General features: G+C 56.5%; 16 protein-coding genes and 1 tRNA gene. 12 read left to right on the forward strand and 5 right to left on the reverse strand.

Features of this window, described 5'->3' with window-relative positions:
• Window position 1: 1 nt before the first annotated feature.
• Window positions 2-877: a DMT family transporter gene (locus tag O9X91_RS02775; RefSeq protein WP_137409598.1), complete on the forward strand. Its 876-nt coding sequence runs from the start codon at window positions 2-4 to the stop codon at window positions 875-877.
• Between the two features lie 27 nt (window positions 878-904).
• Here the strand turns inward: O9X91_RS02775 and O9X91_RS02780 are convergent, their stop codons facing one another.
• From O9X91_RS02780 to O9X91_RS02795, 4 genes are all read right to left on the reverse strand, one after another.
• Window positions 905-2,017 (reverse strand): glycoside hydrolase family 25 protein, encoded by a 1,113-nt coding sequence (locus O9X91_RS02780; RefSeq protein WP_269824861.1) that lies wholly within the window; start codon window positions 2,015-2,017, stop codon window positions 905-907.
• 178 nt (window positions 2,018-2,195) lie between these two features.
• Entirely contained in the window at window positions 2,196-2,384 is a 189-nt protein-coding gene (locus O9X91_RS02785; RefSeq protein WP_059759498.1) for a YegP family protein, read from the reverse strand.
• A gap of 58 nt (window positions 2,385-2,442) precedes the next feature.
• The gene (locus O9X91_RS02790; RefSeq protein WP_162520576.1) at window positions 2,443-3,168 is read right to left on the reverse strand and encodes a type 1 glutamine amidotransferase; all 726 of its coding nucleotides are present in this window, start codon (window positions 3,166-3,168) and stop codon (window positions 2,443-2,445) included.
• Between the two features lie 135 nt (window positions 3,169-3,303).
• Window positions 3,304-3,753, reverse strand: a complete 450-nt coding sequence (locus tag O9X91_RS02795) for a DoxX family protein (protein WP_142913755.1) — start codon at window positions 3,751-3,753, stop codon at window positions 3,304-3,306.
• 145 nt (window positions 3,754-3,898) lie between these two features.
• Here O9X91_RS02795 and O9X91_RS02800 point away from each other — a divergent pair, with 145 nt between their 5' ends.
• Window positions 3,899-4,204 (forward strand): Rdx family protein, encoded by a 306-nt coding sequence (locus O9X91_RS02800; RefSeq protein ID WP_077984498.1) that lies wholly within the window; start codon window positions 3,899-3,901, stop codon window positions 4,202-4,204.
• A gap of 119 nt (window positions 4,205-4,323) precedes the next feature.
• Window positions 4,324-4,410 (forward strand) — tRNA-Leu (locus O9X91_RS02805).
• Between the two features lie 185 nt (window positions 4,411-4,595).
• On the opposite strand, the gene O9X91_RS02810 is transcribed toward O9X91_RS02805, so the two are convergent.
• A complete protein-coding gene (locus O9X91_RS02810) occupies window positions 4,596-4,979 on the reverse strand; it encodes a pilus assembly protein N-terminal domain-containing protein (protein WP_142913796.1) in 384 nt (127 codons plus the stop codon).
• A gap of 443 nt (window positions 4,980-5,422) precedes the next feature.
• Here O9X91_RS02810 and O9X91_RS02815 point away from each other — a divergent pair, with 443 nt between their 5' ends.
• The 9 genes from O9X91_RS02815 to O9X91_RS02855 all read left to right on the forward strand — a co-directional run bounded on the left by O9X91_RS02815 (window position 5,423) and on the right by O9X91_RS02855 (window position 14,293).
• Entirely contained in the window at window positions 5,423-5,602 is a 180-nt protein-coding gene (locus O9X91_RS02815) for a Flp family type IVb pilin (RefSeq protein ID WP_142913756.1), read from the forward strand.
• Window positions 5,603-5,687: 85 nt separating this feature from the next.
• Window positions 5,688-6,200: an A24 family peptidase gene (locus O9X91_RS02820; protein ID WP_142913757.1), complete on the forward strand. Its 513-nt coding sequence runs from the start codon at window positions 5,688-5,690 to the stop codon at window positions 6,198-6,200.
• A gap of 117 nt (window positions 6,201-6,317) precedes the next feature.
• On the forward strand, window positions 6,318-7,124 hold the full coding sequence (cpaB, locus tag O9X91_RS02825; RefSeq protein WP_142913758.1) for a Flp pilus assembly protein CpaB: 807 nt from the start codon (window positions 6,318-6,320) through the stop codon (window positions 7,122-7,124).
• Between the two features lie 11 nt (window positions 7,125-7,135).
• The gene (locus O9X91_RS02830) at window positions 7,136-8,710 is read left to right on the forward strand and encodes a type II and III secretion system protein family protein (protein ID WP_416172079.1); all 1,575 of its coding nucleotides are present in this window, start codon (window positions 7,136-7,138) and stop codon (window positions 8,708-8,710) included.
• A 62-nt stretch (window positions 8,711-8,772) separates the two neighbouring features.
• Window positions 8,773-9,453: a CpaD family pilus assembly protein gene (locus O9X91_RS02835; protein WP_077984609.1), complete on the forward strand. Its 681-nt coding sequence runs from the start codon at window positions 8,773-8,775 to the stop codon at window positions 9,451-9,453.
• Window positions 9,454-9,487: 34 nt separating this feature from the next.
• Window positions 9,488-10,771, forward strand: a complete 1,284-nt coding sequence (locus tag O9X91_RS02840; protein ID WP_269833584.1) for a CpaE/TadZ family protein — start codon at window positions 9,488-9,490, stop codon at window positions 10,769-10,771.
• A 33-nt stretch (window positions 10,772-10,804) separates the two neighbouring features.
• Window positions 10,805-12,277, forward strand: a complete 1,473-nt coding sequence (locus O9X91_RS02845; RefSeq protein WP_269833585.1) for a TadA family conjugal transfer-associated ATPase — start codon at window positions 10,805-10,807, stop codon at window positions 12,275-12,277.
• A gap of 15 nt (window positions 12,278-12,292) precedes the next feature.
• Complete coding sequence (locus O9X91_RS02850) at window positions 12,293-13,297, forward strand: type II secretion system F family protein (protein ID WP_077984505.1); 1,005 nt, start codon at window positions 12,293-12,295, stop codon at window positions 13,295-13,297.
• A gap of 9 nt (window positions 13,298-13,306) precedes the next feature.
• On the forward strand, window positions 13,307-14,293 hold the full coding sequence (locus O9X91_RS02855; protein ID WP_077984506.1) for a type II secretion system F family protein: 987 nt from the start codon (window positions 13,307-13,309) through the stop codon (window positions 14,291-14,293).
• Window positions 14,294-14,303 lie beyond the last annotated feature (10 nt).

Genomic DNA, 14,303 nt, shown 5'->3' on the forward strand with positions numbered 1-14,303 from the left:
GATGGACAAGACGACGAGCGGCTGGCTGAGCGGCCTGACAGGCGTGGTGATATTCAGCGGTTCGCTGCCCGCGACGCGCATTGCGGTAACGGGTTTCGATCCGGTTTTCCTGACTGTCGCCCGCGCCAGCATTGCCGGCCTGCTGGCGCTGGCGCTGCTGTTTCTGTTCCGGCAAAGGCGCCCGGCGCGCGATGACCTGACATCGCTTTTCATCGTCTCACTGGGTGTTGTGGTGGGCTTCCCGCTACTGACAGCGCTGGCGCTACGGCATGTTACCTCGGCGCATTCCATCGTTTTTGTGGGGCTCTTGCCGCTCGCAACGGCAATCTTCGCGGTGCTGCGCGGCGGAGAACGCCCACGCCCGGTGTTTTGGCTCTTTTCCTGCCTTGGAAGCGCGCTTGTTGCGGGGTTTTCCCTGTCGAATTCGTTGGCCGCCGGTGTCGAGGCCTCGCTTGCCGGCGACCTGCTGATGCTCGGGGCAATCATCGTCTGCGGGCTTGGCTATGCGGAAGGTGCTGCCCTTTCCCGCAAGCTGGGCGGCTGGCAGGTCATTTCCTGGGCGCTGGTTCTTTCCCTGCCGGTCATGCTGCCGCTTGCTTTCTTTACCGGGCCGGAAACGCTTGCCGGCATCGAGCCGCAGGCCTGGGCCGGCCTTGCCTATGTTTCCCTGTTCAGCATGCTGATCGGCTTCATCTTCTGGTATCGCGGACTGGCGCTTGGCGGCATCGCCGCCGTGGGCCAGCTGCAATTGCTTCAGCCCTTCTTCGGGCTGGCACTTGCCGCAACCCTGCTGCATGAGGAGGTGAGCCCGGCCATGATCGCCATTACGCTTGTGGTGGTTCTCTGTGTTGCAGGCGCGCGGAAATTCGCACGCTGACGGCTACCATCGTCAGCTCGAACGATGTCAGCTCGAACGACGCTCCACCCAGCGATGCCACGCGTCCTCGCTGCCGTTGAAGACGTTGAGATCGATGCGGCCATCGACGCCATGCGACAGGCCGGAACCGGAATATTGCCAGAACAGCCACTTGCGGCCGGGATACACCACGGACGGATGCTGGGCAACGGCGCGCAGCCAGAAGGGATAATCCTGGAATTCGCCCTTGAGGTTGTCCTTGTAAAAATCGGGCGCCGTATAAATGATCGGCCGCTGGCCGTAATGGCGCTCGAGCTTGTCCATGAAGACGCGCATCTTTTCCAGAACGCGCTCACGCGAATGGCGCATCTTGCAGCTCGATTCGCCGTTATATTCCACATCAATGACAGGCGGCAGCGCATCTGGATCGCGCGGTACATTACGAATGAACCAGTCCGCCTGTTCGCTGGCGCTACGGCACCAGTAGAAGAAGTGGTAAGCACCGCGGCGAATACCCGCTTCCTTCGCGCGCTGCCAGTTGGTGCGGAACATCGGATCGAGATGATCGCCGCCATCCGTCGCCTTGATGAAGGCGAAATTGGCGCCGCGCGTGCGCAGCTGTGGCCAATTAATATTGGCCTGCCAACGGGATACGTCCACCCCGTGGACCTGAAAATGACGCGGCTGGACCCTGCCGAAATTGATCGGCTTGGCATCGCTGAAGCTGGAGCGGAAAATGCGTGAACGAACCTGCGCGCCGGCGCTCGCCGCCGGCGCCGCAGCCATGGCCAACTGGACCGGACGCTCCATCTGGTTGATCGTGGGGCGCTCCGCCGGCCGCACCATTCCCGCCGCCTGTGACGGAACCGGCAAACGGATTTCAGGTGCATTCTGCGTTAACGACGCCCTGGGGGTGACAGCGGAAAAGGCCTTGGGTTCGTCAGGCACCGGCCCGCCCCATGCCAGAACTTCCTGCCGTGGCTGGGCGGCGATGGCCTGGGTACCGACGCCTGCCTGCGGCACCGGCGCGGATGGCGTGACCGAACTCGTCGTTTCCTTTGAAGGCAAGCCCGCCATCAGGCTTTCCGGCCCGGAACTGGACGTGCAGCCTCCAAGCAGGAAGCAACCGAAGAAGAGTGCTGGCACAGCCGATGAACGCATGAGAACCCGTACGCAAAACAAATCGGGGGCGCTCTGATGCCGCCCGGAGACCTCGAAATACAAATGCTAACGGAAGATTATCAAAAAAGACTGAATCTTATCTTTACGTCGGCACCCGCCAATGCGCCCGTCATTTCTGGCAGGCGAAACGGATCGAATTCTCGCGCGGCGGCGCGGTTCAGGCCGTCATGGCGGTCAGATCGACAGTGTCGGCGCCGGGGGAATTTCTCTTGATCGATTCGATCGCATGGATGGCCGAAGCTTTTGCCTTGTATCCTTCCGACGAGAACATTGTTTCCCCGTTGGATGCCTTGAAGCGGAACCGGTATTCGCCGGCCTTGTCCTGGTAGATTTCAAATTTGTACATGATGTTTGCGTCTCCTTTCGCGCCGTAGTCCATCAGCCGCAACTCTGTTCGGCCTCGATCACTTTCGCAACGGAAAATCGGCGATCTGAATGAGCCGTACCCAGGCTCGAGCGATTTCCAGTCCGGCTGCATCCGCCATTTCTGCGCGCGGGCCACGATGGTCACGATAATTCCCCAGCCAGCCCGGGGACATTCTTTCGACGGAAGCAGGAAACGCCTGGCACCAGCCATCAACCACGGTAGTCGAGGCCTCGAAATGGAATTGCGTGCCATAGACTGCCCGGCCGATGCGAAAGGCCTGATTTCGTGTCGCGCCATTGGTCGCAAGCCGCGTGGCGTCCGGCGGAAGCGTAAATGTATCGCAATGCCACTGAAAAATAGGGAAGGTCTTTTCCAGCCCGGCCAATAGCGGATCGGACACGCCCTCTTCCGTCAGGGAGACATCCTGCCAGCCGAATTCCGGCGGACCTGAGAGAATATTCTCTCCGCCATAGGCGCGCGCCAGCAACTGGCTGCCGAGGCACACACCCAAGACCGCCTTGCCAGCATCGCCAAAGGCTTTCATGAGAAGGGCGAGATCGGCAAGATAGGGATAAAGCGCATCGTCAAGCGCGTTCTGTTCGCCGCCCAGAACGACAAGCGCATCATGGTCGGCGGCATCCCTTGGGAGAGGCTCACCCGCATAGGCGCGGATGACATGGATTTCCGCCGCCGCTTCTTGCAGCGCGACACCGAGCTGCCCATGCGGCGTACCCGCCATATTTTCTATAATTGCGACGCGCATGAAACCTCGTGGAGACGGCATGGATTCAACCGGCCAAAAGTGCCGATCAAATCCAGCTTCACCACGAGAAAAATCGATTTTCAAGAGCCGCAGCAACGTCCTTGTGACAATAGGTGGATTCTGAAGCGATACGCCCTAGAATTCACGCGCCAGCTTGGCGTCTACCGAATGCCGGTTGCCGCCGCGAACGGCGAAGAACAGGAAAATCGCGGCCCACAGAATCGATTTTTCCGCGCCGCCCAGACCTTCCGCCTTTACGATGCCGTGAAAATAAACCGTTACCAGAAGAACGATCATGGCAGCAAAGGACGCAGGCCGTGTAAACAGGCCGATAGCGACCAGAATTCCTCCGAAAAATTCCGTGGCAGCAAGCAGCGGCGACCAGAAGACGCCTGGATAAAAGCCGAGGCTCTCCACCATGCCGACTGCGCCAAAAGGATTGACGATCTTGCCGAACCCATGGGTAACGAGAAGAAGTCCTGCCGTGACGCGCAGGATCGTCTCCACCAGATCATGCGTCGCATTATAAAGCGGTGCGACCGCCGGAACGAAAAGACGCTGACGATTATTCTCGAACTGGGCCATAGGATCTCCACGTTGCAGCCTTCGACAGCTTCTCTGTTCGCAAAGCCGCATGGTAAGAACAAGGGTGCACCCGATAAAAACATGAGTGCTATAGTTGACATTATCGTGAGCATTTTTCCTGCCGGGCAGCGAAGGAGACGTGAGGATGACCGAAACCAAACCCCGCATAACCATCCGCTATTGCACACAATGCAACTGGCTGCTTCGGGCAGGGTGGATGGCGCAGGAAATCCTGCAGACCTTCGCTTCTGATGTCGGCGAAGTCAGCCTCGTTCCCTCAACCGGCGGTCTGTTCGAGATCACCGTTAACGGCACGACCATATGGGAACGCAAACGCGATGGCGGTTTTCCCGGCCCAAAAGAACTCAAACAAAGAATCCGTGACATCATCGACCCGGAACGCGACCTCGGCCATGTGGACAGAACGAAGCACGAAGGCCTCGACACCTGACCCGGCGACATGTTTCAACAAGGCCAACCAAGTTTTTTCCCTTTAAAATCAATGATCATCATAAAAGTTCAAAAAGTCTGTTGACACCGGGCGGCTGCCCTCGTACATCGCTCTCCGTCGCCCAGATGGCGGAATTGGTAGACGCGCCAGCTTCAGGTGCTGGTACTCGCAAGGGTGTGGAGGTTCGAGTCCTCTTCTGGGCACCATTCCATTTTTGATCTTAGCCAGATCAAATACTTAGCCGAAAAATAGCAACATATAGCCGACCGGAAAACGCCGGGAAGCGTGTTGCTTTTTCGCCTTCCCACCGATGGGAAAACCCGAAAGAAGGCCGCTCCCGTGTTACCGGAAGGCTGCCATACTGTCAGAATCTATGATTGATGTTACGGCGTTACGGCTGAGCGTCCTTGTCGCCGCTATTTTGCGAATGCTGTTCGCAATTCGGCGTACAGGACAGAACGGTTCGCTCCGTCTGGCGGAAAACACGCACCGTATTGCCCTCGTCGATGGAGACGAGAATCCGTTCGTCCACGATAGGATTGCCATCGGCATCCAGAAGCACGAGATTGGTCGTGCCAAAACTGCGGCCTGTCAGAACAATCGTGGTGGAATCGGCAACCGTGGCGTCTGCGACCTTGGAATTGCCGACGATAACCTTGCTCACGGGACGATCGAGGCGGAGGACGCGGGCGTGATTCATCGACACGCGTAATGAATCTTCCTGAGCGAAAACAGGCAGCGCCGCTGCTCCAAGAATAGCGGACAAGCCGACCACGATTTTCGCCAGTTTTCCGGATGTCACGCTTTTGGCCCTTGCTCATTATCCGCACAATTTCTTGCGCTAGAGAATGCGTGGTTTTAGTGAATGAAGCGTTAAATGGCTGAAATCCTCTAAGCAGACGATGGCCGTGTGTAACAAGATGATATTTTCATGTCTCTTGACACGCTCCAAAAATGAACATGTGCGCCCCTGTGAAACGACACTTTCAGGGAAGGGATAACCGGACAGGCTCAAAATACATTTGTTTATCAGTAAATATAAAAATACAGAAATTACTTTTCTTGTTTGTTTACCAAGAGAAACTCATCCTGCCGTTTACTTTGAATTAATCGTTTTTTTTAAGCGCTTGGAAATCGCTCGGCTGTAGTTTGAAGGCAACCGAACAACGGAAAACAGTTGTCGGCGTGCTGAACCAAACAAGATTTAGGAGAGACCTCATGACCAAGATTTTCGCTCGTTTCCTCAAGGACGAATCCGGTGCGACCGCCATCGAATACGGCTTGATCGCTGCCCTCATTTCTGTTGCCATTATTGGCGGCGCCAAGACCTTGGGCACCAGCCTCAGCACCCAGTTCACGAACCTCGGCAGCTACATGAACGTGGCGAAAAACCCGTAACTTTAGCTAGCGATTGAATTTGATTGTGTTGCGCCGGCAATCGCTGACGCAACACAATTTTTACTCATAGGTAGATTTAAGAACTATGACGGTTGCGGCGATATTCCTCATTCTTCCTCTTTGTCTCAGCTTCGCCGCGCTGAACGACCTCCTCACCATGACGATCCCGAACAGGATACCGCTCATCCTGTTCTTTTCGTTTATGATCGTCGCGCCCCTTTCAGGCATGGACTGGCAAACTTTTGCCCTCAGTCTCGTCGCTGGCGCTGCAGTTTTTTTCGCCTGTTTTGCACTCTTCGCCGCCAATGTCATGGGCGGGGGGGATGCCAAGCTTTTGACTGCCGCGGCGGTCTGGTATGGCTTTAATACTTACGTCATCGAATTTCTGCTCGCGGTTACCTTTATGGGTGGCGCGTTGACGATAGGCATTCTTCTCTTGCGGACACGCTCCCAGGAAATCATGGCGGCAGGAATTCCGGTACCGGATTCTCTGCTTGTGGCAAAAAAAATCCCTTACGGTATTGGTATAGCAATCGCCGGACTTCTAACCTACGGCGAAACGCCACTGGTTAAGGCCGCCATTGCAAGCCTTTCCTAAATAACCTCTTGCATTAAGCATCTATTAACCACACACTTCAGTACAATATTAACCATAAATATACCAATCGCGCGCCATCCTGACGGGAGCAGAATCTGATTCCTTCAAGGATCGAGCATGAAACCGTCGCGTATTGTCATTCTTTCCGTTGCCCTGGTGGCCGCCGGTCTGGCCGGCCTTGTCGCCATGCAGATTTCCGGCGCAAAACAGGTCATCGAAAAAGCGGAAACGATCATCCAGAAAGAACCGACGGTCAACGTTCTCGTCTCTTCGGTCAACCTGCCCGTCGGCAGCCGCCTGAACGACAGCTCCGTGCGCTGGACACCCTGGCCACAGGGCAATGTGGTCGACAGTTTCATCACGGAAGCGAAAAGGCCTGACGCCATCACCGAACTCGCGGGCGCTGTCGTCCGGCTGCCTCTCTTCGAAGGCGAACCGATCCGGCCGGAAAAAGTGGTCGATTCCAGCACGCGCATCATGTCCTCCCTTCTGCCGGCCGGAAAACGCGCCGTCGCCACCGAGATTTCCGTCTCGACAGGTGCAGGCGGTTTCGTGCTGCCGAACGACCGGGTCGATGTGATCATGGTCCGCAAGGGCGAAAACAATAACTTTCTGACCGAAAATGTTTTGAACAATGTTCGTGTCCTGGCGATCGATCAGCAGATCAAGGAAGGCGAGGACGGAACGTCGGCGGTTGTCGGCGCAACCGCTACACTCGAACTGACCCCTGAACAGGCGAAGATCATCACAGTGGCGCAACAGATGGCGGATCGTCTCACGCTCGCCTTGCGCTCCGTCGCCGATGCACAGGAAAACGATACGCTTTCGGCCGGCCATCTTCTCAGCGGAAGCTCCGGGCAGCCGGAAATTCAGGTAATCAAATCCGGCTCGATCGTGAAGAGCGGTCAAGGAGCTTCACAATGACCGGGGGGCTCATGACAAACCGTCTCAAACAACACCTGCGTTCATCGATGGCGGGTGGGCTCGCATTCTGCCTTGCCTTTTCAGGCATCCCCGGCCAGCACTCCCCCAAATTTCTGCGTTTCAGCGAAGCAGAGGCGCAAAGCGCAAGCGTCGTGCGGATCACCGAAAGCGGTGCTGGCACTCGCAAACGCTTGAAACTGGGTTTAAACAAGGCCCTGGTTATCGACCTGCCTGAAGATGCTCACGATATCCTTGTTGCCGATCCGAGCCTTGCCGATGCCGTGACCCGCACGTCCAGACGAATCTATCTCTTCGGTAAAACGGTCGGTCAGACCAATATTTTCATTTTCGGTGACGGCGGCAGGGAAATCGTCAGCCTCGATCTGGAGGTGGAGCGCGATATTTCCGGGCTTGAGGCCAATATTCGCCGCTTCATTCCCGAGTCTGACATCAAGGTGGAAATCGTTTCGGACAATATCGTTCTGACGGGATCGGTGCGCACACCGCAGGACTCCGCACGCGCCGTGCAACTGGCGGACGCCTTTCTAAAGGGCGGTGAGGCCACCACACGCAACATATCGCTGACGGGCGGCGACAATGGTGGCGATGCGGCGATTTTTGCCGAGCGCCGGCAAGTATCGCAAATCGTCAATATGTTGACGATTGAGGGTGAAGATCAGGTGACGCTGAAGGTCACCGTTGCCGAAGTCAGCAGACAGGTTCTGAAGCAACTCGGCTTCAGTGGCAGCGCGTTCGACGGCACAAACGGCATTACATTCCAGAACCCATCGAACTTGGGGAATGCCGCTGGCTTGACAAATAGTCTTGGCGGCGTCCTTCCGCTCGCTTCGAAATCGATCGGCGGAATGGTCTTGAGCACATATATCAATGCCATGGAGCAGGCTGGCGTCATGCGCACGCTTGCAGAACCCAGCCTTACAGCCATTTCCGGAGAGCAGGCAAAGTTCTACGTGGGCGGAGAGTTCCGTCTCGCTGGCGTGCAAGAAGTTGATGTTGACAAAGACACCGGGCGTCCAACGGTGACTCGGGAAACAAGTAGTGTCGACTACGGGATTGAACTTAATTTCAAACCAGTGGTGCTTTCTCCCGGGCGCATCAGTCTAAAAATAGAGACGAATGTGTCGGAACCGACTTATGAAGGCAATGCCGTCACCGGCAATAGCACGCGCGGCATTCCAGGCAGCACCTATATGTCGATCCGGAAGCGCGAGGCGTCCACGAGCGTCGAGCTACCATCCGGTGGCTCGATCGTCATCGCCGGCCTCGTTCAAGATAACATCCGTCAGGCGATGTCCGGGCTACCTGGAATGTCTAAAATTCCTATCTTCGGTACGCTTTTCCGCAGCAAGGACTTCCTGCGCAACGAAACGGAACTGGTCATCATCGCGACGCCCTATCTGGTACGGCCCGTCGCGCGCAACCAGATCGCCCGGCCGGATGACAACTTCAACCCGGAAAACGATGCCGCCATGTATTTCATGAACCGCGTCAACAAGGTCTATGGCCGCAAGGACCAGGTCCAGGCGGCGCCATACCAAGGCTCCGTGGGGTTCATCTACAAATGACGACGAGTTCCGCCAATTCCCAACCCGATCTCGCAGCAAGTCCGGACCGCGCAGGTGACATCATGCACGCAAACACTCACCGCCCTTTCGCAAAACAGATCGGCCTTGCGGCTGTCGTCGCTGTTGTCGCGGGGTTGCTACAGGGCTGCGCCCGTGACCCCATGACGACCAACGCGATCCCCGATGACTATCGCACCCGCCACCCGATTACGCTGTCCGAAGCCGAGCACTCGCTCGACATACCCGTTTCTGCCGGCGATAGCCGCTTGACCACTGCGATGGCAGACAATGTTCGTGGCTTTGCCCAGAATTATGCATCCATGTCGACGGGCATAGTCAATATTCAAATACCTTCCGGCTCCGCCAACTCCGCGGCGGCATCACGAATGGCAAAACAGATTCGCTCAGCGCTTTCGGGTGCGGGTGTGGCGCCAGGAAAAATCATGCAGACGAACTATGCCGCCTCCCCGAATGGCGACGCCGCGCCCATCCGCCTGAGCTATGTTGCGGTTACCGCCATGACTGGCCAGTGCGGCCAATGGCCCGAGGACCTCTCGGATAATACCTTCGCCAACAAGAACTGGTACAATTTCGGATGCGCGTCCCAGAGCAATCTCGCAGCGCAGATCGCCAATCCCATGGATCTCGTCGGCCCGCGCGGCATGAGCCCGATTGATGCCGAACGCCGGGCGGTGGTCATCGATACCTATCGCAGCGGTACTTCGACGGCACCGACAAACTGATGCAGATCCACGATTTCTCACGGCAGGAAAGACGATGAGCGCTGTAGAATACGATATCAAGCCAAGCGGCGGCACAGAAGCCGAACCGCCCGTGCGCGCTTCGGATATGGACCACCTGCGGCCCCTGCCCCGCATTTCCGTTCACGCTTTCTGCGTCAGCGACAATATGCAAGGTGTCATGGACGCATTGTCCAGCGACCGGCGCATGAGCAAGGTAACCCTGCGGGTGACCAAAGGTGACATCAATGCGGCAGCCACGATGTTTTCCACGTCACCCACACCCAATCTCATCATTCTCGAAACAGCAAGCTCACCCGCCTCACTGCTGGACGATCTCGCGCCTTTGGCGGAGGTTTGCGATCCCTCCACGCGTGTCATCATCGTCGGCCGGCACAATGACATAACGCTCTATCGCGATCTCATCCGCAACGGCATCTCCGAATATCTCGTCGCTCCAATCAATATGGCCGATCTCCTGGGTTCGATCGCCGCGATCTTCGTCGATCCGGAAGCGGAGCCGCTTGGCCGTAACATCGCCTTCATTGGCGCCAAGGGCGGTGTGGGCTCGTCCACCATCGCGCACAATTGCGCCTTTGGTATTTCCAGTCTTTTTTCCACGGAAACCATTCTGGCTGATATGGACCTTGCCTACGGAACGGCGAATATCGATTTCGATCAGGACCCTGCCCAAGGCATGGCTGAAGCGGTCTTTTCGCCGGAGCGGCTGGACGAGGTTTTTCTCGACCGTCTCTTGACGAAATGTTCCGATCATCTGTCGCTTCTGGCAGCGCCGTCTCTTCTCGACCGCACCTACGATCTCGATCGTCAAGCCTTTCTGCCGATCCTCGAGGTTTTGCAGCGCAGCGCCCCGGTTGCGGTTCTCGATCTTCCCCACCAATGGTGCGACTGGACGCGGGCAGTCCTTGCGGAAGCCGATGAGGTGGTCATAACGGCCGTTCCCGATCTCGCAAACCTGCGCAATACGAAAAATCTCTTCGACGCGCTGATAAAGCTGAGACCCAACGATAAATTGCCGCATCTCGTTCTCAATCAGGTCGGCATGCCCAAACGTCCGGAAATCGCGCCGGCGGATTTCCTTGAGCCGCTTGAAATCGAACCGATCGCGATCATCCCGTTCGACGCATCATTATTCGGAAATGCCGCCAATAGCGGCCGAATGATCAGCGAGATGGATGAAAAATCGCAAATAGCGGAAACCTTCTCGCAAATCGCCCACACCATCACAGGCCGCTCCGTGCTGCGCAAAAGCAGGCGCGGCGGTCTCGAAAAACTGAAGAATATTCTCAAGCGCAAGTAGGTCTTTTGCCTGCGCCCTTAGACGGAAACGCCGATGTTCGGAAAACGCGGGCCTGAGGGCCCAGCCAGAAGCACGAAGCCGGAACCTGTTGCACCTGTACATATGCAGGCGGTGACGGCGCCTGAACCTCGTTCTGCTGCGATTGACACTCTTGAACCCGGCCAATCGCCGGCAATGCGTCAGGCGACCGCAAGCGTACCGCCGGCACAGAAAAAACGCGCCCGCACGGAAGATTACTACAATACCAAGAGCCAGGTATTTTCCGCACTTATCGATACGATCGACCTTTCGCAACTCGCCAAGCTCGACGCGGAGAGCGCACGCGAGGAAATTCGCGATATCGTCAACGATATTATCACGATCAAGAATTTCGCCATGTCGATCGCCGAGCAGGAAGAGCTGCTCGAAGATATCTGCAATGACGTTCTTGGTTACGGGCCGCTGGAGCCTCTCCTCGCTCGCGATGATATCGCCGATATCATGGTCAACGGTTCCGGCCAGACCTTCATCGAAGTCGGCGGTAAAACCATCGAATCCGATATTCGTTTTCGTGACAATGCGCAGTTGCTTTCCATCTGCCAGCGCATCGTCAGCCAGGTCGGCCGACGGGTGGATGAGTCGAGCCCGATATGCGACGCGCGCCTACCGGACGGATCGCGTGTCAACGTCATCGCGCCGCCGCTCGCCATCGACGGTCCGGCGTTGACGATCCGAAAATTCAAGAAGGACAAGCTGACACTCGACCAGCTGGTGCGTTTCGGAGCGATTACGCCGGAAGGCGCGACATTGCTCAAAATTATCGGTCGCGTCCGCTGTAATGTCGTCATTTCGGGCGGCACCGGCTCGGGCAAGACCACGCTTCTCAATTGCCTGACGAGCTTCATCGACAGGGATGAACGTGTCATCACCTGCGAAGACACCGCCGAACTGCAGCTGCAGCAACCGCATGTGGTGAGGCTCGAAACACGTCCGCCGAATATCGAAGGAGAAGGCGAGATCACCATGCGCGATCTCGTCAAGAACTGCCTTCGCATGCGGCCCGAACGCATCATCGTCGGCGAAGTGCGCGGACCGGAAGTTTTCGACCTTCTCCAGGCCATGAACACCGGTCACGACGGTTCGATGGGAACGCTGCACGCCAATACGCCGCGCGAATGCCTCAGCCGTATCGAATCGATGATCGCCATGGGCGGCTTCACCCTGCCGGCCAAGACCGTGCGTGAAATCATCTCAGGCTCGATCAATGTCGTCATTCAGGCGGCGCGTCTGCGCGACGGCTCGCGCCGGATAACGCAGATCACGGAAGTGATCGGCATGGAAGGCGATGTCATCGTCACCCAGGATCTGATGCGATACGAGATCGAAGGCGAGGATGCGCAGGGCAGGCTGATCGGCAGACACGTATCGACCGGTATCAGCAAGCCCAACTTCTGGGATCGTGCACGCTATTACGGCGAAGAAAAACGCCTGGCGGCCGCGCTCGATGAGATGGAAAAGACATCCTAAGGGAAAGCGACTGCCATGGACCCGACAATAGTGTTACTGGCCGTACTCGTCGCCATCTCGGCAGGAGCACTCGCTTATGCGTTTCTTTTCCAGCAGATAGAGGTCGAAAAAAAGACCACCAGTCGTTTCAAGCGGGTGCGGGCCGCAGAGACGGATCACGCAAATATCAAAGCTGCGCGCGATCGGGTTCAGGAGCTCAGCAAGCGCCGCAAGTCCATGCAGGACAGCCTGCGGGACATGGAGAAGAAACAAAATGAAAAGGCGAAAAAAACAAAGAATGTCAGCCTGCGCGATAAACTGATGCAGGCTGGGCTGGTAATTTCCGTTCGGCAGTTCCACCTTCTGAGCCTTGGCGCGGCAGCTTGCGCCGCTTTTATTGCACTTATCTACGGTCTGTCGTTAATGACAGTTCTCTTCGTCGCCGCTGTTGCGGCCTTGGGATTGCCACGCTGGGTATTGGCTTTTCTCCTCAAGCGACGGCAGAAAAAATTCCTCGAGGAATTCCCCAATGCGCTTGATGTCATGTGCCGCTCGATCAAGTCGGGTTTGCCGTTGAACGACGCGGTACGCCTGATCGCGTCAGATGGTCAGGAGCCGGTAAAGACAGAGTTTCAGCGAGTTGTCGATGCGCAGCAGGTTGGCATCGGGATTCCCCAAGGGATAGAGCGTATGATGCTGACCATGCCGCTTTTCGAAGTGAGTTTCTTCAGCATTGTCATCAATATCCAGGCACAGGCAGGCGGCAATCTGTCGGAGGCGTTATCCAACCTTTCGAAGGTGTTGCGCGACCGAAAAAAAATGCGCGCAAAAGTGAACGCCCTATCCATGGAGGCAAAAGCGTCTGCCGTCATTATCGGCGCATTGCCTTTCATCGTTATGCTGCTGGTGCACTTTACGTCACCTGACTATCTTTCAGTCCTATTCACGGATATGCGCGGGCACATCATTCTGGGTGCATCTGGACTATGGATGCTCATAGGAATTTTCATCATGCGTCAAATGATCAATTTCGATATTTGAGGGTCATCAATGACAAGGAATCTCCTTTCAGACCTGACAAATCCGCAGACCATTATTGCGATTCTGGTAACAGTGGCAGTTTTCGCCACTCTTTATACGCTCATTACGCCTTTCTTCGAGCGAAAAGACTTTGCCAAGCGCATGAAAGCCGTATCGTCGGAGCGAGAACTCATTCGCAGCCGCGAGCGCGAGCGACTTGCGACAGCAACCAGAGACGGCAAGACCTCCCTGCGAGGCAACAACAATAAGTCCGCACGTCGAATCGTCGAAAAATTCAACCTCCGGGAAGCACTTGCCGACAAGAACACAATGAACAAGCTGCGAGCAGCCGGTTTTCGTTCGCAAAATGCGCTTAATACATTTCTCGCCGCCCGGTTCATCTTTCCGTTCATTTTCCTGGCCGTGGCATTCACCTGGGTTTTTATTCTTGGAAACCTGGCTGATCAGGCTTTTGTCGTTCGGCTGATGGCGGTGCTTCTTTTCGGCTATGTCGGCTTTTACGCCCCCAATATCTATGTTTCGAACCGCATGACCAAGCGACAGGCATCGATCAAACGGGCATGGCCGGATGCGCTTGACCTGATGCTGATCTGCATCGAATCCGGTGTATCGATGGAAGCCGCCATGCGCCGCGTAGCGGAAGAGATGGGCGAGCAGTCACCTGAACTCGCAGAAGAAATGATTCTGACGACAGCGGAACTGTCCTTCCTTCAGGACAGGCGTGTCGCTCTTGAGAATTTTGGTATGCGCACACAACTGGACGGTGTCAAAAGCGTGGTGCAGGCCCTTATCCAGGCGGAGCGATACGGCACCCCCCTCGCCCAGGCCCTGCGCGTTCTCGCGCAGGAAGGCCGGGACGAGCGAATGAATGAAGCCGAGAAAAAGGCCGCAGCGTTGCCGCCCAAACTGACTGTACCGATGATAATATTCTTCCTGCCGGTTCTCATCGCCGTCATCCTCGGGCCTGCCGGCATTCGTGTCGCCGACACATTCTGACGACGAAACA

The organism is Agrobacterium salinitolerans, from assembly GCF_027498475.1.
GTDB classification, from domain to species: domain Bacteria; phylum Pseudomonadota; class Alphaproteobacteria; order Rhizobiales; family Rhizobiaceae; genus Agrobacterium; species Agrobacterium salinitolerans.